This window comes from Petralouisia sp., assembly GCF_056822245.1.
The window spans coordinates 14,253-34,071 of the sequence record NZ_JBQIOP010000024.1; the positions used below are offsets into that span (position 1 = coordinate 14,253).

The window sequence follows — 19,819 nt, forward strand, 5'->3', positions numbered from 1 at the left end:
AAGCCAACAAAATTATGTTGAAATAGACACGGTTCATTCTTCGGGAGAATCCAAGAAGACGCTCTTGACCTTCTTTTTCCCGAAAGAAAAACTCTTCCTGGCATCCCTGATGAACTGCTGTACAAAGGGTGCTGTACGCCTTGTTTTCGACCCTCTGAAACAGGAAAACACCTTATGATGCCGCATGGAAGTCATAAGGCGAAAATACCTTGAAAACGCTTCAACTTAAGCGTATTTCACCCGACGAGGTGAATCTGATGCCTAAGCTGATCCGTTTCAATCGCTAACTAACTGATAAAAATCTGCTGCCAGACTGGAAGTAAACGTTTCACATTTTTGGAATATGGCTGGTGGAATTTAGTCCTGCACTGGAATTTACTTTTTCAATTCAGCGCAGGACTTTCCAGATACTTATCAGCCGGGCATATTCCAGACAGCTATTGTTCATTTCCTGTGTATAAATAGTTGATATATTTTACAGCATTGCCGGTTCGGGGAGAATTGCCGACCACGCCAAGATATATGTCATCGTGAAACCCTGCCTGCTTCAATAACCCCTTTTGTGAAACAATAAGGCCCATTGGGTATTCTTCCGTTACTGCCTGATAAGGCAGGGAGCTGTCTGCAAGTAAATCTTCGGAATTGTCTTCCAAAATGGATGTGTTGGCAACGAGGTATGGTTTTAGCGCGTCAAAGGTATCTGGAGATAAATCCCGAAGTAAATGCTCCAGATTGCACAGGTATCCGTTTTGCGAGAATGCGTCAAATGACTCCTTGTCCATCAAAACTACATCGAGCTGTTCGCTGTCGATAGCAGCAAGGATTTTTATGCGGGAGGCATAAGTGTATTCATGATGCGGATTGTTTGGGTCGCTAGTCAGGTATAGCCCGGTGTATAACTGCACCTTTTTTTGGGAAATATTTTCATCCATAAACCCCAGAAAATCTTCGCTTAGCTGAAGATTCAGCGGTTCGCTGGAAGATATATTAATAAGGCCGGCATAGAGCACAGTATCTTTCCTGGTAAAGCGCCCATAAGCGGTATAGCCGATGATATATAGGAAGATGAAACAGACTATCATTGGGAATTTGTAATAATCCCAGATGTACTGTAGCTTCTGTTTTCCGTGGAGCCGCTTCCATTGTTCCTTTTTTGCGGTTATAGTTTTATTCGGTTTCATAAGCAAATTTCCGTGGGCTTAAAAAGTTCCCAGCATCCTTTCGTTTGGAAGTTACTGCGGTTCAGAGGCAGATTCTTGGTTAGATTCTGTTTTTTCCTGACAAAGCAGCAGGATATTGGACAGCAGGCATGAGCAGAGCAATGCGCACAGGCCTTCCCCAAAAATGATAGCCGGGGTAAAAAAGCGTACTACAACCAGCAGCATTGCAAAATAAATGGCAGCCATTGATATGGTGCAGAACAAAAACCGGATGCCCACAAACAGCGCATTTTTAAACATTGCGCTAATTGTATTTTCAAATCTTGCCATAAGAGGGAAAATATACATGAGGACAATGGCATAGGCAGCCGCGGCAATAATAAGGAACGCAGTACAAAGGGTCCAGAAAGCATTTTCGTACCGCATGTGGTATACGACATACCCGTCCACGCCAAGGATAATTCCCATACATAGAAGAATCATCCAGACGATGGTGCTCTGCTTTAAATTTACCCGGAAAGAATGGAAGAAAGCTTTCGTGATGTTGCCCTCATCATTCTTGGCTATCTTCAATGTGACATAAAAAAGCGCGGTGGTTGACGCCCCGATTGTTACAATGGGGATGCAGCAAATAAACCATAGGATATTCAGATAAACACTGTAAACGACTTTGTTGATAAGCTGCATAAGCGGTCCGTCCAGATTGAATAAATTTCTCATAGTGGTTCCTCCTTGTTTGTGTAAGCTGCCTCCCCTGGGCGCCTATGTGGTATATGGCAGGTACGGCATGGTTTACTGCTTCTGATTAATTTTCTGTAGATTCCCTGTAAATCAGGTTAGTTTCCGTGTGCACGGTACAATAATTCAAAGAAGGCTCATTGATACGGGACATCAGCAGGTTTATGGCGTAGTATCCCATGATTTGGCTATGTATATGGATAGAAGTAAGCGCAGGCGTAACAATTTTTGCATCCGGCGAATCATCAAATCCGCACAAATAGACATCCTGCGGAACGGAATACCCCAGTTTCTTCAGTACCTGCATAGCATCAATCGCCACAAAGTCATTGGCGCACAGAAATACGTCTGGCATGTGCCTTAATTTTTGCAGACATTCTGTCAGATAATCCTGATAAGCTGCGGGGTCCGGGTCAAGGCCTTCCGGCGGATTCCCTGTGATGCAGTACGCATCGGGGCAGGAAAGCCCTGACAGGTACAAGGCCTGCCGATAAGCAGTGTAGCGTTCAAAAAAGGACTGGCAATGCAGATGTTTGCCAATGAATCCGATATTTGTCTTTCCGCGCCGTATCATTTCCTGAATGAACAGATAGATGTTGGACTGATTATCCATGAGTAGGATATCTGCTTCTAAAGGCTCTTTGAAACAAGGCGCTGGAGCGTCTATCAGTAAAACGGGGAGACCCAGATTGCAAATCATTTTGTCGTAGTTATAATCAAACATCTCAATGCAGATAATACCGGCGGTCCGCTCTATGGAAAAGGACGCAGGAAGCGTCAGGGAATTGATTTCTTCCGAAAGAATCCGATGCATGGTAAGCGTGTATCCCAGCCCTGAAAGCTCTTTCTGGAATTTATCCAGCATAACTGTTGCAAAATGGGAGTTTCCCAGTAAATTCGTGATAAATAAGGCAATCTCGGCATTTTCTTTCGGCGCTGAAAGGGCAAGTACCGGCATGCCTGAATCGACTACTTTTACATATGAAAATTGCTTATAACCCATCTCTGCTGCTTTCTTTAATACTTTTTCCCGGGTTGCATCTGCCAGTATTCCGGTATTGTTGATGGCCTTGGAAACAGTATTGCGGGAAATGCCCAGTTCTTCTGCGATATCCTGAATAGTAACTCGTGTCTTCATATATGCCTCCTTGTCATTAATCCTATAATAAAAGCTGACGTACCTAAATGCTGTTATGGTTTATTTTACATTCTGTGATGCTAATTACTATTATAATGTGCAAATGATTATGTGTCAAATGTAAAAATTAAAAAAATGAAATAATTTATGGGTTAAGTTTTGCTTAATGGTATTTTTCCAAGGCGTTTTGTACATAAAAGTAAAAAAACACAAAAAATACTTGGGCAAATGAACCATCAAGTGTTGACTAAATGTAAAATTGATGGTATAAATGTAATATACAAATCTCAACACAAAATTTTACAAATGCACAAATTTTAACGTATGGAAGGGGGATAGTAAGCAATAGGAGTAGGCAAATGCAAAAATGGAGGGATTTGGAAGAAAGGAGGAAATTATGAGAACAACTACAAAAACTGTTCCAAGTGGAAAACAGGGCAACACAGGCGCCGGATTGCATAACGCGCTGTTATACATTAAGCAGCACTGGCAGCTTTATCTGATTTTCTTAATGCCGGCATTATTGCTGACACTGATTTTTAAGTATGCGCCTATGAGCGGTATCCTGATCGCATTTCAGGATTATAATCCCTTTAAAGGGGTCTTTGGCAGCGAGTGGGTAGGGCTAAAGCATTTCACAAGGTTTTTGTCTTCGCCTGATTTTATGGGTTATTTGGCAAATACATTAAAGCTGAGTGTATACAGCCTGTTGTGGGGATTCCCGGTTCCGATTATTTTGGCGCTTTTGCTGAACAGGATCCAGAGCACGGGTATTAAGAAAAAAATACAGCTGATACTTTATCTGCCGAACTTTGTATCGGTCATCGTACTTTGTGGTATCGTGCGTATCTTCCTCTCTGTGATCGGCCCGGTAAACCTTTTGTTGGGAAGTGACATCAACTTTATGACAATGCCGGAGGCATTCCGCTCTATCTATATTATCAGCGGTATCTGGCAAGGGGCAGGGTGGGCTTCTATTATGTACACCGCTTCTTTATCCAATGCCAGCCAAGAGCTGAGGGAAGCCGCAGTCATGGACGGAGCAAATATCCTGCAGCAAATCCGGGTAGTAGAGTGGCCTGCAATCAAGGATATGGTAGTGCTCCAGTTTATCCTGCAGGCAGGCAATATCATGAGTATCGGATTTGAGAAGGCATATGCGCTGCAGACAGACCTGAACCTTCCGGCTTCTGAAATCATTGCTACCTATGTATACCGAAAGGGCTTGATTGATGGGGATTACAGCTTTTCAACGGCGGTGGGCCTTTTCAATACTGTGATTAACGTGATTCTTCTGCTTGTTGTGAATAAAATTGTAGCAAAGATGAATGACGGACAGGGATTATAAGGAGGTGCATACGGGATGAAGAAGAAAAGCGTATTTTCAAGATATTCAACGCAGGATAAGCTTCTGCTGATAATTGGGTATGTGCTGCTTGGGTTATTTGTAATTGCAATTGTGGTACCGCTAATCTACATTGTCGTGGCGTCCTTCATGGATCCTATTACGCTGCAGAACAAAGGGATTACATTTGATTTTAATAAATGGACGACGACAGCTTATGAACGTGTTATGACAAATGCCCAGATTTGGATTGGATTTAAAAATGCGATTATCTATTCTATATTGTTTACAGTCGTGTCCGTAGCAGTTACCTTGCTGGCGGCTTATCCGTTGTCCAGGGCAGATTTTAAGGGAAAAGGATTTTTCAATATTATCTTCATGATTACGATGTTCTTTGGCGGCGGCCTGATTCCTACATATTTGGTCGTAAGTAACTTGGGGCTTGTGGATAGTATGTGGGCGGTAATACTTCCCGGGGCGTTCAGTGTCTGGAATATGACGATTGCAAGGACGTATTACAGGGGAATTCCCCAGGAGCTTCGTGAGGCGGCAGATGTAGACGGCGCAAGCGAGCTGACATTCTTTTTTAAGATTCTGCTTCCGGTATGTACGCCTGTGATTGCAGTGCTTACCTTATGGCAGTTCGTTGGCATGTGGAACAGCTACTTTGACGCAATGATTTACTTGAATGATTCTGCAAGGCAGCCGCTGCAGCTTGTGCTCCGTTCTATCCTGATTCAGAACCAGCCGGAATCAGGCATGATTGCAGATATGCAGAGTACGGCGGCACGTGCGCAGTTAGCAGAACTCCTGAAATATGCAACCATTATTATCTCCAGTTTACCGCTTCTGATTATGTATCCGTTCTTCCAAAAATATTTTGACAGCGGTATCATGGCTGGCGCCGTAAAAGGCTAAGCAGGAACGTAAGAAGGAGGCACAGTATGAGATTTAGATATGGAAAGCGAATCATAGCGGCGGCATTAGCGGCCTGTATGGCAGGTTCCCTTGCCGGCTGCGGTGGAAAGAAGGAAATCAATGACGGCACATTCCGTCCGGTAGACGAGGCGGAGCTTCAGTTCCCGCTGAAGGAGAAAAAAACGCTGACTGGCATGATTAGTTATCCTGCCAATACAGAGTCTGACCCGAATAACAGGACAATCTTTAAGCGGCTTGAGGAACAGACAAATGTTGAGATTGACTGGACGGCTATTCAGGCGGACCAATGGGCGGATAAGATTTCTCTGAACATGTCTGACCCGAATAAATTGACGGATTTTATTTTTACCGCTGGATTTACAGACAGTAATCTGCTAAGATATGGTGAGTACGGCGCAATCATCCCGCTGGAGAAGTATATTGACGCCTATATGCCCAACTTGAAAGCTATTTTTGACAAATATCCAGAATACCGGGTTATGAGTACGGATGTAAATGGGCATATTTGGTCGCTGCCCTGGATTGAACAGCTTGGTTCTGGAAAAAAGGCAATCCAGACGATTGATAATATGAGCTTTATCAACAAGAAGTGGCTGGATTTCCTGAATCTGGAAATACCGGAGACGGTTGATGAATTTGAAGAAGTTCTGATTCAGTTCCGGGACCATGCATCTGAGCTTCAGGAAGAGTTTGGGATTGACGGGAGCATTATCCCAATGTCCTGTATTGTAAACGACGGCGGCCAAGATCCTGCAATCCTGATAAATGGCTTTGGGGAAGGGTATGGTGATGCAGATAAGGGCAGGCATATTGCAGTTACTGACGACCAAAAGGTAATCTGCAGTGCAACGCAGGAAGGATATAAGGCAGGAATTGAGTGGCTGAATAAGCTGTACGAGGAGAAGCTGATTGATCCGGAAGCATTTACGCAGGAGTGGTCTACCTATGTATCCAAGGGGAAATCCGGACGTTACGGGGTCTGCTTTAGCTGGGATGTAGGGAATATTGACAACTTAAAAGACTGGGTTCCCCTTCCGGTGCTGACGGCAGATACAAGGAACCTGACCCCGCAAAATGGTTCTTATACCAGCGGATATGACCGCGGGCGCTGCGTCGTTACTTCAGTCGCTGAGAACCCGGCGCTGGTATGCGCATGGCTTGACCAGATGTACGCGCCGATGCAGTCCCCTCAGAATAACTGGGGAACCTATGGGGAAGATGATGATTTTGATATCTTTGAAATGGGCAAGAATGACAAGGGTGAGGATATGCTAAAGCATGCGCCTTTGGGAGATGCTTCCCCAGTAGAAGTAAGGGAGGCAGAAGCGGTAGGCGGACCCCTTGCTGTGCTGGATGAATATTATGACGTATATGTAACTTGCCCAGATGATGCGAAGTACCGCCTTGACTGGATAGAAGAGTACTATACGCCGGATATGCACACCGAAAATGTATATCCCAATATTTTCATGAGCCGTGATGATACGGAGAAGCTTTCGAACCTGCAGGCAGATATTTCAAAAGCCATCAATGCGAAGAAAGCAGACTGGATTATGAACGGGTTTACAGATGCAGATTGGGAAGATTATCTGGAGGATCTAGAGGCATATGGCTTAAGTGAATATCTGGAACTGTTCCAAGTCTATCTGGATAAGTACAACGCAGAAACGGCGGAAAATTAAACGGTTCAGTAACATGCCAGGCCGTATTTTCAGCAATATGGATGAAAATACGGCCTGTGTATATTTATTTTGGAAAGGAGATATGAATTATGACAAGTCAGACATTACGTGAAGCGCGAAAATACGAAGAGGCTTTCGGAAAATTAATAAAAGAAGATGAACGTCCGGATTTCCATCTATCTCCACGTACAGGCTGGATGAATGACCCAAATGGGTTTTCCTATTATAAAGGGCAGTACCATATGTTTTATCAGTATTATCCCTACGAATCCAAATGGGGGCCGATGCATTGGGGCCATGCGGTGAGCGATGATTTGCTGCACTGGGAATACCGCCCGGCGGCATTGGCGCCAGACGAGGCTTATGACAGGGACGGATGCTTTTCCGGGAGCGCCATAGAACTTCCGGATGGAAGGCATCTGCTGATGTATACAGGCGTGGTAAAGGAGCATCTGGGAAATGACGATTATCAGGAAGTGCAGACACAGTGCATTGCGGTAGGCGATGGGACAGATTATGAAAAATATGGGCAGAACCCTGTGCTGGATGAAAAAGATTTGCCAGAAGGCGCAAGCAGAGTTGACTTCCGCGACCCGAAAATGTGGAAAAAATCAGACGGAACTTATGCCTGTGTGGTAGGGAACCGTCCTGCGGATGGAAGCGGGCAGATCCTTTTGTATACCAGCGCAGATGGCTTTCACTGGGAGTTTCAGAGTGTCTTAGCGTCCAACAACAACCGATTTGGGAAGATGTGGGAATGTCCAGATATCTTTGAATTGGATGGAACATGGGTGCTGCTTACCAGCCCGCAGGATATGCTCCCGGAAGGGTTTGAATACCATAATGGAAATGGGACGCTCTGCCTGCTGGGTGATTTTGAGGAAGAAGCGGGCGCCTTTCATGAAACACATAATCAGTCCATTGACTATGGCATTGATTTTTACGCGCCTCAGACCGTGCTGACGCCGGATGGGCGGAGGGTCATGATTGGATGGATGCAGAACTGGGATTCCTGCAGTATCCGTTCACCGGAAGCGCCTTGGCTTGGGCAGATGAGCCTGCCAAGGGAATTGTCCATCAAGGACGGAAGGCTCTATCAGAAGCCAATCCGGGAATTGGATAAGATGCGGCGCAATAAAGTGGCTTATATGGGCGTGGAAGTTTCAGGCATTGTTAAGCTTGACGGAATCAAAGGGAGAAGAGTTGATATGGAGCTTACGCTCCGGCCCGGCGATACGCAAAACCTATACCATAAGTTTGCTGTCCGGTTTGCCCAGAATGACAAATATTATACTGCTTTGAGTTTCCGTCCCAAGGAGTCTATCCTGAAAGTAGACAGGAAGTTTTCCGGTTCCAGAAGGGCAATCATCCACCAGCGCCGCAGCCTGGTAAATTCTGTGGATGGGGAACTGAAGCTGAGGATGATCTTAGACCGATATAGCGTAGAAATTTTTGTAAATGACGGTGAACAGGTGATGACAGCGACTATGTACACGGATCAGGAGGCAGAGGGCATTTCGTTTTTTGCAGATGGGATTGTGAATATTGATGTAGTGAAATACGATTTGGCAATAGATTAGCAGGATGTGTTTTTATGAAAGCTTATTTATTTGTTACAAAAATTCGGATACAGTCGGCTCTGGCTTACCGGTTCAATGTTATCTCCACCATACTAATCCAGTGTTTGCTCATGTTTGCTATGGCATGTTTTTGGAATGCTGCTTATGGAGGGATGGGATCTGTGTCGGGAGTCAGGGAGCAGGACATGCTCACCTATACCATGGTATCCGTCATTATGGGGAACCTGCTGACCATGGGCGTGGAAGGGCGGATTGAGAGCAGCGTCAGGTCTGGCAGCGTGGCGCTTGATATGTTAAAGCCTGTGAATATCTATGGCATCTATCTGGCAGAGGATTTGGGTGATATGGCTGTCGCCCTGTTTCAGATTATTGATGATCCATGCTTTGGCGGCATCCGTAATTTCAACCGGATGCCCGCTGCGGGGTGCATCAGACAATGCCTCTTTAACTCCACCCTCAAAATATTTGCTGATACAAAGCCGTACAGTATTAATGCTGACGCCAAGTCCTTCTGAGATGTCTTTATTCTCCGTAAATGCGTTTTTTTAACAAGACTATTATAACACACATTTTAACTATCAGATACTTATTTTATATATTATACCAGGTATCAAAACACTGAGCGTTTGTTATAGGATTCATCTAATCTTATGCTGTTTACTCTGCGTAAGACGATTCGGTTTTTCCCAGTGTCAAAATATTTAATATCTGCTGCGGGATTAGAGCGTGTTTGAAAAATGCTCTAGCCCAGCAGATGCACCATAATAATCCCTGCTGCGAATGGAACTGGAAACAGGTTCAATGACCGTTCTCCCAATACCAGTAAAAGCAGAAAGGAAAGAAAATACCAGATGCCGCAGCTCAGCGTACTTAATGTGATAAATGTGATAGCTTCCATCGGAATTCCCCGGTGCATCCATCCCCTGCACAGATATGCCAACCATTGAATTCCAAGGGTCATCCCCAGCGCTGCTCCGGCAGGAAGCGCCTTGGCCAGAAGATATCTTTTCCTGTCTACTGGAAAATATTTAATTTTCTGGTACACCGGCCGCCAGTGTTCTCCTTCTCTTCTGGTGAAGCGCGCCATGGTAAAGAACATACATCCCATGACAACTGCGGCCGCCAACTCTGCCATATACACCGGCTCTTCATAATCTCCGCACAGAGCCAGAATGAAATAAATGCTGTTTCCCAAAAACAGAAGCATCCCTCGGGTGCCCATGGTTCCTTCCCCGGTAAATCTCTGATTGATATTTAAAAAGGGGGAACGCACAAAACCTCCCAGGCCATTTGGATGATCAAACTGTATAATTTTTTTCCACATATTGCCTCCTCTTTGATAAGTCAATTTTTTGCCGTGTTCCTTTTGGTAAGTCAATGTCTTATCATATAATACATCCACTTTGATAAGTCAACTTCTTCCTGCACCGTGTTTTCCATTATGTTCCGCAGATTCGGTGAAAGATTTTCCAGATCTGCCAGGGCCTCAAACCCCACTCTGCTGACCTGAATTCCCACAATTCCAGGCTCTCTGCTCAGTTTCAGCTGATTCCCGGTCTCAGGGGCGCCTTTCAGCAGGCAGTAGCGGGATTTCAGGGATTCTATGGAATCGGAATAAAGAAGTTTCCCCTGCTCTAACAGCGCCACGCCGTCTGCAATCTGTTCCAAATCTGTGGTAAGGTGGGAAGAGAACAAGACCCCGATTTGTTCCTCCTCCACCGCTTCCTGCAAAAGCTCCAGAAACTCTTTTCGAAATACAGGGTCCAGATTCCCGGTGGGTTCGTCTAAAAGAAGCGTTTTCGGGTGATGGGACAAGGCAAAGGCAAACTGAAATTTCAGCCGTTCCCCTTTCGACAGCATACCTGGCCAAGCTGATTTTTTCAGCCGGAATACAGAAAGCCATTTCTGAAAAGAATCTTGGCTGAAATCAGGATAAAAGCTGCCGAAAGCCATTCCATTATCCCACAAGCTTCTGGTTTCAAAAAACATCGGTTCATCCATCATCAGACCAATCTGCGCTCTGGCAGGAATTGGCTCGCGATCCATGTCATATCCTGCAATCCATATTTTTCCGCCGCTTTTTTTTGTATGGCCCGACAATAATTTCATCACCGTTGTCTTTCCTGCGCCGTTTCTGCCAATCAGCCCGAAAATGCTCCCTGCCGGCACTTCCAGGGATATGCCATGCAGCCGAAAATTGCGGTAGCTCCTGGAAAGCCCTTCTGCTTTTATGCAGCTTTCCCCTGTTTTTTCTTCTTTCCTGTTTACTCCATTCCGGCAGGAAGAAAATTCTTCTGCCTTTGTGCAGTTTTTATCTGTTAATTCCTCTTTCCTGTCTAATCCAACCTGATATTTTTCCATCGTCCTTTCCTCCCGCCATCTTCTTAATCCCGCAAAACTGTAACATCCGCTGTTCTTTTCAGCGGCACCTCGTTCATATCCTTCAGAGATACCTGCCTACAGCTCTTCAAACAGCACCTCGATATAATCCTGCATATCTTCTTTTGACAGCCCCGCCATCTTCCACTCTGCTGCCAGTTTTCCCAGTTCTTCTTCCAACATCTGCATCTTTTTTTCTTTCAGCATGTTGGTATTCTGCCTGGAAACGTAGAATCCTTTGCCCTTTACGGAATAGATCAGTCCTTCTTTTTCCAGTTCCTCGTATGCCCGTTTTGTGGTAATTACGCTGATCTGCAAATCCTTTGCCAGAGAACGTATGGAAGGCAGCATTTCCCCTTCCTGAATCTCTTTGGCTATCACCGCATCCTTAATCTGCCGGATGATCTGCTCATAGATCGCAAGATTACTGGTATTTGAAATTAAAATTTTCATCTGCGCCCTCTTTCTAACCCTGTTCTTTTATATTTCATCATAGTACACGTCTGCACAGCCGAATTTCCAGTAGAGATATCCCACGGTAAATATATTTATGCCATAATCTATCACCGCAATGATCCAGTCCAAAATGCTCCAGAAACCTTCAAACACAAGAAAATTCAAAAAGCAGCATACCAGTACCAGAATAATAACGGCATTTGACAACTGATAAATCTTTTTTCCAGTCTGCTGACTTTCTTTCACCGGTTTAATTGCAGCAATGGTATAAATACTCATGGCTCCGCTGAAGGGAATGGCTTTTAAAAAAAGATTTTTCCAAAACAGAGGAGCCTTCAGATTCATGCAGGCAAGAAACAAAGTCATCACCCCCAGAATCATCAGAAATATCCACATCATCCGCCGTATCTGCATAGCCGCAAATTCTTTTCTGGTGACAGGAAGCAGATACAAAAGCTTGTTATTTTCCAAAGTCACCAACATTGCAAATCCCATTGCCACCCACATCAGAGCGGCTGCCAGGATGAAAGGCTCCGGTTCTTCTCTGCCTCTGACCTCATTCAGCCCCCAGATAATTCCTGCCAGAACCAAAACAAACCCCATTCTTCCCCTGGCCGTATAGAGTGAAGCCCGTATCTCTACCAACATTTCCTGCCCGGTACTCAGGAATTTTGCCGGAGAAAAATTCTTCCACCCTGCGCACCGCCCGGCCTCGTTTCGTCTGTTGTTTTCTGTATTACTTACACTGTCTATTCTATTTTCTCTCATTTACAAAGTCCTCTCCTTTTGCTGCCGGAGTACTATCAACACATCTCTGTTTTATGAAGTGTTTTTTCCACAAAGTTTCAAAATTTTCCATCCAGATACTCCATTAACTGGGCCAGCGCAGGCCGGGACTGGCTGACCTCCGCAGGCAATTCCCCGCCTTCTGTCCGGCACAGCCCTTCTTCGTAATATTCCATCCTCCGCCTGCCAATCAGATGTTTCTTCAGACAGTCCAACTGCTCTTTGCTTCCTCTTACAATCCGGTACTGTTCCTCTATCTCCGGCATGGTGAGGGAAAATACCTGCCGCCCCTGAGACACCATGGTAACTGCGTCTGCATATTGTTCCAGTTCTTCTGTCAAATGGGTGGCGAATAAAATACTGCAGGAATCATCCAGAATATCGTAAAGCATATTCATCCATTCTCTCCGAAACACCGGGTCCAGTCCTGCTTCCGGCTCATCCATCAGAATCAGCCTGGGATGGTGGGCCAGGGCGAAAGCAAGCTGAAACTTCATATAATTCCCCTTGGACATTTTTCTGATATTCTGCCGGATATCCACTTCAAATTTCCGGCAGTAAGACAAAAAAGCTTCCCGGGAATAATTCTCATAGTATTTCCCATATACCTTTGCCGCATATTTTGCAGAAAGATCCAACCGGAAATACTCATCGTCAAAGATCATGCCCATCTTCTGCCGGCAGCGTCCCGGCTCCTGCTTCATACTGATTCCTTCTATCCGGACATCTCCCTGACTGATACGGGAAAGCCCGCAGAGCATGTGAAACAGCGTTGTCTTGCCTGCTCCGTTTCTGCCTATAACTCCCATAAAAGTTCCAGGCTCCAGTGTTAGATTTACTTCCCGCAGCCAAAACGTGTCGCCCCGTTCCGCTCCCCCATGTTCTATCTGCAGCAACGGCTGCAGGCTATTGAATTCCGTTTCTTTCCGTCCCATCTGTGCTCACCTGCCCTTTCCGGAATTTTTCATATCCCTGTATATATTCCGATTCTTTTTCACTATCCCCATCTGCGCTCACCTGTCCCTTCCATAATTTCTTTTTAACGCACAATAGACCTGTGTATATACTGTATATATTAATATATACAGTATATACACAGGTCTGTCAAGTGTTTTTCAAAAAATACTATGAAAGCCCTTGGCTTCCATAGCATGGATGGCCATGCGGCCTGTCGTACGACAAGCTAAGCAAGATGGAAGTTTATTATGAACATTTTCAAACACATACAGTACCACAACGAACAATCTATATTTCGATACACAGGAACTACCGGAGCCAAATATAATACGTTCGTTGCAGTACTAAGAGGCTGCCGGCAAAGCTGCTACTTCACCTTCCGGAACAACCTTCTGGCATTTTCTCTGGTGACTGCCTCCACTTCCTCGTGAGAAATTCCTCTGAGTTCTGCAATTTCCCGGGCCACATAGAGCAGGTTCAGAGAAGAGTTCCGCTTTCCCCGCTCCGGTTCTGGCGACAGGTAAGGGCAGTCTGTCTCCAAAAGAATCTGCTCTAACGGAAGCTTTGCAGCCACTTCTTTTAATTTTTTGGCATTTTTAAAGGTCACCACGCCGCCGATTCCAATGTAATATCCCATTCTGACATATTCTTCTGCCATTTCCAGGGAATAAGAAAAACAATGGATCACGCCGGGAATCTCCTCCCCATGGATGCCCTGCACCAGTTTTAACGTGTCCTCCGCCGCGTCTCTGGAATGTATAATCACCGGAAGGCCCTCTTCTCTGGCAAGCTCCATCTGCCTGCAGAACCAGTAACGCTGGCTGCGTTTTACCTCTTCGTCTTTATCCCAGTAATAATCCAGTCCGATTTCTCCTATGGCGGCTATTTTCGGCAGCCTGCTTGTCTGCTGCATCCATTCATAGACTTCCTCATTCAAATCACTGATATTACTGGGATGAATTCCTACGGCCCCGTAAATGAAATCATACGCATTTGCCAGAGCAACGGTCTTTTGGGTTCCTTTTAAATCAGAACCCACATTTACAATCGTCTCTATTCCCTGCTCCTGCATGGAGGACAGCAGTTTTTCTCTGTCACTGTCAAACCTTTCGTCGTCATAATGGGCATGGCTTTCAAAAATCATACTATCACGCTTTCTGCATTCTCTTCATTTCTATGTATCAGGCAGATACTGTTTTTCTTTTTCTTTTTTACGCAGTACAATGCTTTGTCTGCTGCACAGAGATAATCCCACATACGATGCTGATGTTCCGGAATACCGCTGCGGATTCCCTGGGAAATTGTCAGATATTCGGATTCCTGAGATTCTTTATGCTCCAGTTTCAAATCCAGAACCTTCTGCCGAAGCTCTTTTGACAGACTTAAAATCTCTTCGTCGGTCTTTCCGTAATAAATAACAATGAATTCATCTCCGCCGTACCGGGCGCAGAAAATATTTTGATCCCGCTGCATCAGTCCGCCCAATATTTTCCCAATCTCTTTCAGGCAGTCGTCTCCTGCCTGATGCCCATAGGTATCATTATATTGTTTAAAATAATCCACATCAAAAATTTCCACGGAAAGCATATCCTGTCTTTCTCTGGCTTTGTCAAAAATCTTTCCGGTATAATCATTCAGCTTGTAACGGTTGGCAAGGCCTGTTAAGGCATCTTTTTCAGAACGCTCCTGAAGAATCTGTTTCTCCTTCAGCAGCTCTTTTTCTTTTTTCCTGGCCCGTTCCAGGCTGAACCGAAGCTCTGTGGCCCGATGAAAAACGCTTACGCCTTCTTCTTTCAAGATTTCACTCTCTTCATAAAGCCTGGCGCATACCTCCAGATAATTTTCCCGCTCCTGCACGGCGCGGTAATATACCGCCTGACGGCGCAAAAGCTCAATTTTCAGATTTGTAATTCCGGATTCCTCCGCCATCCGATCCAGCTTTGGAAATACTTTCTCAAGTTCCTGGTATTTTTTGATTTCCAGAAGAAAATCCAGAAAATCAAAAACATCCTCATGGCTGTCTATCAGCGTTTGAAATCCTTTCAGGTTTTGGACAATATTCTCAATATACTGATCCCGCTCCTGCCAGCGGCCCTGCTCATGACGTATTTTGGCAGACAGTCCCCGGGTCATAAAATAATTAAACTCTGCTTCTTTGCCTGCCTGGTGGATTTTCTCTTCGTATTCCTCGGCCTCTTTCAGATTTTTCCGAAAAAGACTGCACCTTCCCAGGGAAGCATAGGCAGTAGCCAGATTTATTTTTCCAAAGAAATCATCCCTGTAATTCCAGAAAGTCTGCGATGCCTTTTTCAGATAATGAACCGCTGCATCGTATTCTCCGAAGGACATATACAGCCTTCCCACGTTGCTGTTTACAAGGGCTGTTTCATAAGGATATTCATATTTTTTCCCATAAGCAAGGGCTGTAATATACTGATCCAGTGCAACTGTGGCATTTCCCCTGTTTACAGCGTCAATTCCCATGGCATTGTGGGAACGCACCAACAGTCTCCACTGGGATGCTTCCCGCTGATTCACAATTCCCTCGGTTAAGCTGTTAATCATGTTCTGATAATCATTCAGGCAGAAATACCCTTCTGCCTGATAATAACAGGCAAAGCCCAGAAGATAGGAATCCCTGCTGTCTCTTCCTATCTTGATGAGCTTTTTACAATTCTCCATATACGCTCCGCCTTTTCTGCAACGGCACTCTGCAATCTCTTTTACCAGTTCTCGGATCTCTCCGCCATAACCTGTAAAATCCATTCTTTTCCTCCATTTATAATTTTGCCTGCAAATCATTTGGCTTACGGATATATCAGCAGATTTCCGCTCCGGAAGGCATATCCTTCTCCGGCGCTACCAGTGCCAGTTCACCGTTTTCATTCTCTGCGCACAGAAGCATTCCCTCAGACAATACTCCCGCCAGTTTTGCAGGCTTCAGATTTACCAGTACCATTACTTTTTTGCCCACCATTTCTTCCGGTGTGTAATATTTCCGGATACCGGACACAATCTGTTTCACCTGGCTTCCAATCTGCACCTGAGAACAGAGCAGCTTCTTGGATTTGGCAACCGCTTCACAGGCGATGATTTTACCTACCTGAAACTGCATTTTCATAAAATCATCATACTCGATTTCTGCTTTCGGCTCCAGATCAATGCCCGCCTCCTCCGGCTCCTTCTCTTCCTCCTGGTCCGGATACAGTTCCTCCACTTTTGCAAATACATCTTCTAATTTCATCCGTTCGAACAGAATTTCCGGCTGAGACGTTACTTTTGTTCCGCTTCCGTAATGGCCGAAGCTGTCCAGTTCATCAAAGGGCACCTCAAATGCATTTAACTGAGAGAGGATTTTCTCAGAGGTTTCCGGCATAAAGCTCTTTAACAGGCTTGCTCCTATGGCAATGCTTTCCACCAGGTTATACAAAACCGTTGCCAACCGGGGTTTGGATGCCTCCTCTTTGGCCAGAATCCAGGGCGTAGTCTCGTCGATATATTTATTGCAGCGTTTAAACATGTTAAATATTTCTGTCAGAGCGTCGGCTACCCGAAGCTCGTCCATCTTAGCGGTTACCGTTTTCACTGTGCCGGTTACCACACGTTTCAAGTCCTCGTCCACATCCTCCGTCACATTTTCATTGGTCACCACACCGTCAAAATACTTGTTGCTCATGGAAATGGTTCGGTTCACCAGATTTCCCAGGGTATTGGCCAAATCGGAATTGCGCCGCTCTGTCACCAGCTCCCAGGAAATCACGCCGTCATTGTCAAAAGGCATTTCATGGAGCAGGTAATAACGGATGGCGTCTACGCCAAACACCTTCGTCATATCATCTGCATAGAGCACATTTCCCTTGGATTTGCTCATCTTGCCGTCTCCCTGAAGCAGCCAGGGATGTCCGAAAATCTGTTTCGGCAGCGGCAGGTCCAGAGCCATCAGAAAAATCGGCCAGTAAATGGTATGAAACCGGATAATGTCTTTTCCAATCAAATGCAGCTCCGCCGGCCAGTTTTTCCGGAACAATTCACTGGAATCCCCTTCTGCGCTGTAGCCTATCTTGGTAATATAGTTGCTGAGCGCGTCCAGCCATACATAGATCACATGCTTCGGATCAAAATCCACCGGAATTCCCCAGCTGAAGGAAGTTCGGGATACACACAAATCCTGAAGCCCCGGCAGAAGGAAATTGTTCATCATTTCATTCTTGCGGGACACCGGCTGAATAAATTCCGGATGGGTATTGATATGCTCAATCAGACGGTCTGCATAGTTGCTCATTTTAAAGAAATAAGCCTCCTCTTTGGCCGGCTGAACCTCTCCGCCGCAGTCCGGGCACTTGCCGTCTGCCAACTGGGATTCTGTCCAGAAGGATTCGCAGGGAGTACAGTACAGCCCCTCATAGGCTCCCTTGTAAATATCTCCTTTGTCGTACAGCTTCTTGAATATTTTTGCCACCTGTTCTTCGTGATCTTTATCTGTAGTCCGGACAAAACTGTCATAAGAGGAATTCATCAAATCCCAAATGTCTTTCACAGTTCCGGCAACCTTGTCCACATACTCCTTGGGGGTGATTCCGGCTTCCTCTGCCTTGATCTGAATCTTCTGTCCATGCTCATCCGTTCCGGTCTGAAAATAGACGTCATACCCCTGCTGACGTTTAAACCGGGCAATGCTGTCTGCCAGTACTATCTCATAGGTATTTCCAATATGCGGTTTCCCTGAGGTGTAGGCAATTGCCGTGGTCATATAAAATTTACTTTTACTGCATTTTGTACACATATTCAATGCCTCCTTATTAACAAAGACTACCATAGAAACGCCGGAAAGTCAAAAAAAATGAGCTTTTACCGTTCAAATCCATGCATCCAGTCTGCTTTTAAAAAATAAATCAGGAAAATAATGGAGCTGAGGCTCCAGGTCAGCGGATAAGCCCAGAATACCGTGCGGATGACTGGCACAATTTTCACTGCTATTGTAATATAGCTGATCCGGATCACACACCAGCACACCAGCATTACCACCATAGGCACCATGGATTTCCCGGCTCCCCGGAAGATTCCCGCCAGACAGTGGGAAAAGGCCAGCAGAAAATAAAACAGCGTCACCGTTCTTGCCTGAGTGGTTCCATACAAAACCACCTCCGGATTGGTGTCAAAGGCGCGAACCAGGGAGGGAATAAAAATATAAACGAAGATTCCCACCAGTTCCGCCGTGATTATGGAGCAGATAATTCCGAATCTGGCGCCCTTTTTTACCCGCTCATATTTCTTTGCCCCCAGGTTCTGTCCGATAAAAGTAGTCATGGCAAGGGTAAAACAGGTAATGGGCAGAAAACCGAAGCCTTCGATTTTGGAATATGCTCCGCAGCCTGCAACGGCAGTCATGCCAAACACATTAATGTTGGACTGAACCACCACATTGGCCAGCGCAATAATGGAATTCTGAATGCCTGCCGGAAGGCCGTTGGAAATAATCTGGCTCATCATGCTTCGGTCAAACCGGATTTTCTTCAGTTCAAGTCTGTATTCCTCTTTCGTCCGCATCAGCCGCGCCAGACATAAGAATGCGCTGACAAACTGGGAAATAATGGTTGCAAAAGCCGCCGCCCCTACTCCCATTCCCAGTACGGCAATAAACAGCAAGTCCAAAATCACATTGGTCACAGAAGAAATAATCAGATAGTAAAGCGGATGCTTGCTGTCTCCCACTGACTGCAGGATTCCTACAAACACATTATACATAACAAATCCCATGGAACCTGCAAAATAAATTCTGAAATACAATACAGAATTAGGGAACACCGAATCCGGCGTCCCCATCCACTGCAATATCTGCGGGGTTATCATGACCCCTGCCAGGGTCAGGAATACTCCTGACGCCAGTCCCAGCGCCACAAGCGTATGTACCGCCCTGGAAATCTCATCGGAACTCCTGGCGCCGTAATAGCGGGCAATCACCACTCCGGCGCCCATGGCAATTCCGCTGAAAAATCCCACCAGCAGAAAAATCAGATTGCCGGAAGAACTGACCGCTGCCAAAGCGTCGCTGCCCACAAAATTTCCTACAATCAGAGAATCTGCCGTATTATAAAGCTGCTGAAATAAATTACCCAGAAAAATCGGCACGGCAAAGGCGATAATCTTTTTCCATATGCTTCCCTCTGTCAGCAGCGTAGATTCACTATTTGGCATAAGCAATCTCCTTTCATGGGTCCTGTTTTATTTGCCCCTCTGTCAGCAGCGGCAGATTCACTGTCCTGTAGATCGTTATACCAGCTGAATCTTGCAGGAGCCCCGCATTTTCAGCGGACATTCATAGGAGCTTTCCGTTCCGTTATTCGCTATGTAGGAAATGGGGCATTTGCGGCAGTCCCCCACGGTAAATTCCCCTAATACTTCAAATTCCAGAACCGCTTTCTTTTTCCCTTCGGGAGAGTATTTCTGATTAATGTTTTTCCAGCTCAAAATCTGGCTGCAGCCTGCGCATTTGTCCATTCCCATGGACACCGTCCTGCCGCATGTGGGACAGGAATAATACATCTGATTCATGGAGCCCTTCTGCTCCACTACCTCTGCCGGAAATTGTCTGATTAATTGCGCTTTAATGTCATCACTGTGCATAATGCTCCTCCTTTTTTCTGTGCTGTTTCTATATG

Annotated in this window: 18 protein-coding genes and 1 pseudogene; 6 read left to right on the forward strand and 13 right to left on the reverse strand. The window is 45.5% G+C overall.

Features of this window, described 5'->3' with window-relative positions; translation table 11 throughout:
• Nucleotides 1-13: 13 nt before the first annotated feature.
• Nucleotides 14-287, forward strand: a pseudogene (locus tag ACTO17_RS10985) (hypothetical protein); the annotation flags it as partial.
• A gap of 150 nt (nucleotides 288-437) precedes the next feature.
• Here the strand turns inward: ACTO17_RS10985 and ACTO17_RS10990 are convergent.
• The 3 genes from ACTO17_RS10990 to ACTO17_RS11000 all read right to left on the reverse strand — a co-directional run bounded on the left by ACTO17_RS10990 (nucleotide 438) and on the right by ACTO17_RS11000 (nucleotide 3,036).
• Nucleotides 438-1,181 carry a hypothetical protein gene (locus ACTO17_RS10990; RefSeq protein WP_482557966.1) on the reverse strand — a complete coding sequence of 248 codons (744 nt, stop codon included), beginning with the start codon at nucleotides 1,179-1,181 and terminating at the stop codon, nucleotides 438-440.
• Nucleotides 1,182-1,232: 51 nt separating this feature from the next.
• Complete coding sequence (locus ACTO17_RS10995; RefSeq protein WP_482557967.1) at nucleotides 1,233-1,880, reverse strand: YesL family protein; 648 nt, start codon at nucleotides 1,878-1,880, stop codon at nucleotides 1,233-1,235.
• An 85-nt stretch (nucleotides 1,881-1,965) separates the two neighbouring features.
• Entirely contained in the window at nucleotides 1,966-3,036 is a 1,071-nt protein-coding gene (locus ACTO17_RS11000; RefSeq protein WP_482557968.1) for a LacI family DNA-binding transcriptional regulator, read from the reverse strand.
• Between the two features lie 397 nt (nucleotides 3,037-3,433).
• Here ACTO17_RS11000 and ACTO17_RS11005 point away from each other — a divergent pair, with 397 nt between their 5' ends.
• The 5 genes from ACTO17_RS11005 (at nucleotide 3,434) to ACTO17_RS11025 (ending at nucleotide 9,097) form a co-directional block, all read left to right on the forward strand.
• Complete coding sequence (locus tag ACTO17_RS11005) at nucleotides 3,434-4,384, forward strand: ABC transporter permease (RefSeq protein WP_482557969.1); 951 nt, start codon at nucleotides 3,434-3,436, stop codon at nucleotides 4,382-4,384.
• Between the two features lie 15 nt (nucleotides 4,385-4,399).
• On the forward strand, nucleotides 4,400-5,299 hold the full coding sequence (locus ACTO17_RS11010) for a carbohydrate ABC transporter permease (protein ID WP_016286918.1): 900 nt from the start codon (nucleotides 4,400-4,402) through the stop codon (nucleotides 5,297-5,299).
• A gap of 26 nt (nucleotides 5,300-5,325) precedes the next feature.
• The gene (locus tag ACTO17_RS11015; RefSeq protein WP_482557970.1) at nucleotides 5,326-7,002 is read left to right on the forward strand and encodes an extracellular solute-binding protein; all 1,677 of its coding nucleotides are present in this window, start codon (nucleotides 5,326-5,328) and stop codon (nucleotides 7,000-7,002) included.
• 89 nt (nucleotides 7,003-7,091) lie between these two features.
• Nucleotides 7,092-8,582, forward strand: a complete 1,491-nt coding sequence (locus ACTO17_RS11020) for a glycoside hydrolase family 32 protein (protein ID WP_482557971.1) — start codon at nucleotides 7,092-7,094, stop codon at nucleotides 8,580-8,582.
• Between the two features lie 14 nt (nucleotides 8,583-8,596).
• Nucleotides 8,597-9,097, forward strand: coding sequence for an ABC-2 family transporter protein (locus tag ACTO17_RS11025; RefSeq protein WP_482557972.1), 501 nt, complete (start codon nucleotides 8,597-8,599; stop codon nucleotides 9,095-9,097).
• 227 nt (nucleotides 9,098-9,324) lie between these two features.
• On the opposite strand, the gene ACTO17_RS11030 is transcribed toward ACTO17_RS11025, so the two are convergent.
• The 10 genes from ACTO17_RS11030 to ACTO17_RS11075 form a co-directional block, all read right to left on the reverse strand.
• Entirely contained in the window at nucleotides 9,325-9,906 is a 582-nt protein-coding gene (locus tag ACTO17_RS11030) for a hypothetical protein (protein ID WP_482557973.1), read from the reverse strand.
• Nucleotides 9,907-9,956: 50 nt separating this feature from the next.
• Nucleotides 9,957-10,943, reverse strand: a complete 987-nt coding sequence (locus ACTO17_RS11035; RefSeq protein ID WP_172537492.1) for an ABC transporter ATP-binding protein — start codon at nucleotides 10,941-10,943, stop codon at nucleotides 9,957-9,959.
• Between the two features lie 96 nt (nucleotides 10,944-11,039).
• Nucleotides 11,040-11,414, reverse strand: coding sequence for a GntR family transcriptional regulator (locus tag ACTO17_RS11040; RefSeq protein ID WP_172537491.1), 375 nt, complete (start codon nucleotides 11,412-11,414; stop codon nucleotides 11,040-11,042).
• A 27-nt stretch (nucleotides 11,415-11,441) separates the two neighbouring features.
• Nucleotides 11,442-12,185: a hypothetical protein gene (locus ACTO17_RS11045; RefSeq protein WP_482557974.1), complete on the reverse strand. Its 744-nt coding sequence runs from the start codon at nucleotides 12,183-12,185 to the stop codon at nucleotides 11,442-11,444.
• Between the two features lie 77 nt (nucleotides 12,186-12,262).
• Nucleotides 12,263-13,138: an ABC transporter ATP-binding protein gene (locus ACTO17_RS11050; protein WP_482557975.1), complete on the reverse strand. Its 876-nt coding sequence runs from the start codon at nucleotides 13,136-13,138 to the stop codon at nucleotides 12,263-12,265.
• A 389-nt stretch (nucleotides 13,139-13,527) separates the two neighbouring features.
• Nucleotides 13,528-14,304 carry a TatD family hydrolase gene (locus ACTO17_RS11055; RefSeq protein WP_482557976.1) on the reverse strand — a complete coding sequence of 259 codons (777 nt, stop codon included), beginning with the start codon at nucleotides 14,302-14,304 and terminating at the stop codon, nucleotides 13,528-13,530.
• Nucleotides 14,301-15,926 carry a tetratricopeptide repeat-containing diguanylate cyclase gene (locus ACTO17_RS11060; protein ID WP_482557977.1) on the reverse strand — a complete coding sequence of 542 codons (1,626 nt, stop codon included), beginning with the start codon at nucleotides 15,924-15,926 and terminating at the stop codon, nucleotides 14,301-14,303. The genes ACTO17_RS11055 and ACTO17_RS11060 overlap by 4 nt, the downstream gene beginning before the upstream one ends.
• Nucleotides 15,927-15,978: 52 nt before the next feature.
• On the reverse strand, nucleotides 15,979-17,943 hold the full coding sequence (gene metG, locus ACTO17_RS11065; RefSeq protein WP_482557978.1) for a methionine--tRNA ligase: 1,965 nt from the start codon (nucleotides 17,941-17,943) through the stop codon (nucleotides 15,979-15,981).
• Nucleotides 17,944-18,008: 65 nt separating this feature from the next.
• Nucleotides 18,009-19,355 carry an MATE family efflux transporter gene (locus ACTO17_RS11070; RefSeq protein WP_172537485.1) on the reverse strand — a complete coding sequence of 449 codons (1,347 nt, stop codon included), beginning with the start codon at nucleotides 19,353-19,355 and terminating at the stop codon, nucleotides 18,009-18,011.
• A 75-nt stretch (nucleotides 19,356-19,430) separates the two neighbouring features.
• Nucleotides 19,431-19,784 (reverse strand): hypothetical protein, encoded by a 354-nt coding sequence (locus tag ACTO17_RS11075; protein WP_482557979.1) that lies wholly within the window; start codon nucleotides 19,782-19,784, stop codon nucleotides 19,431-19,433.
• Between the last annotated feature and the right edge of the window lie 35 nt (nucleotides 19,785-19,819).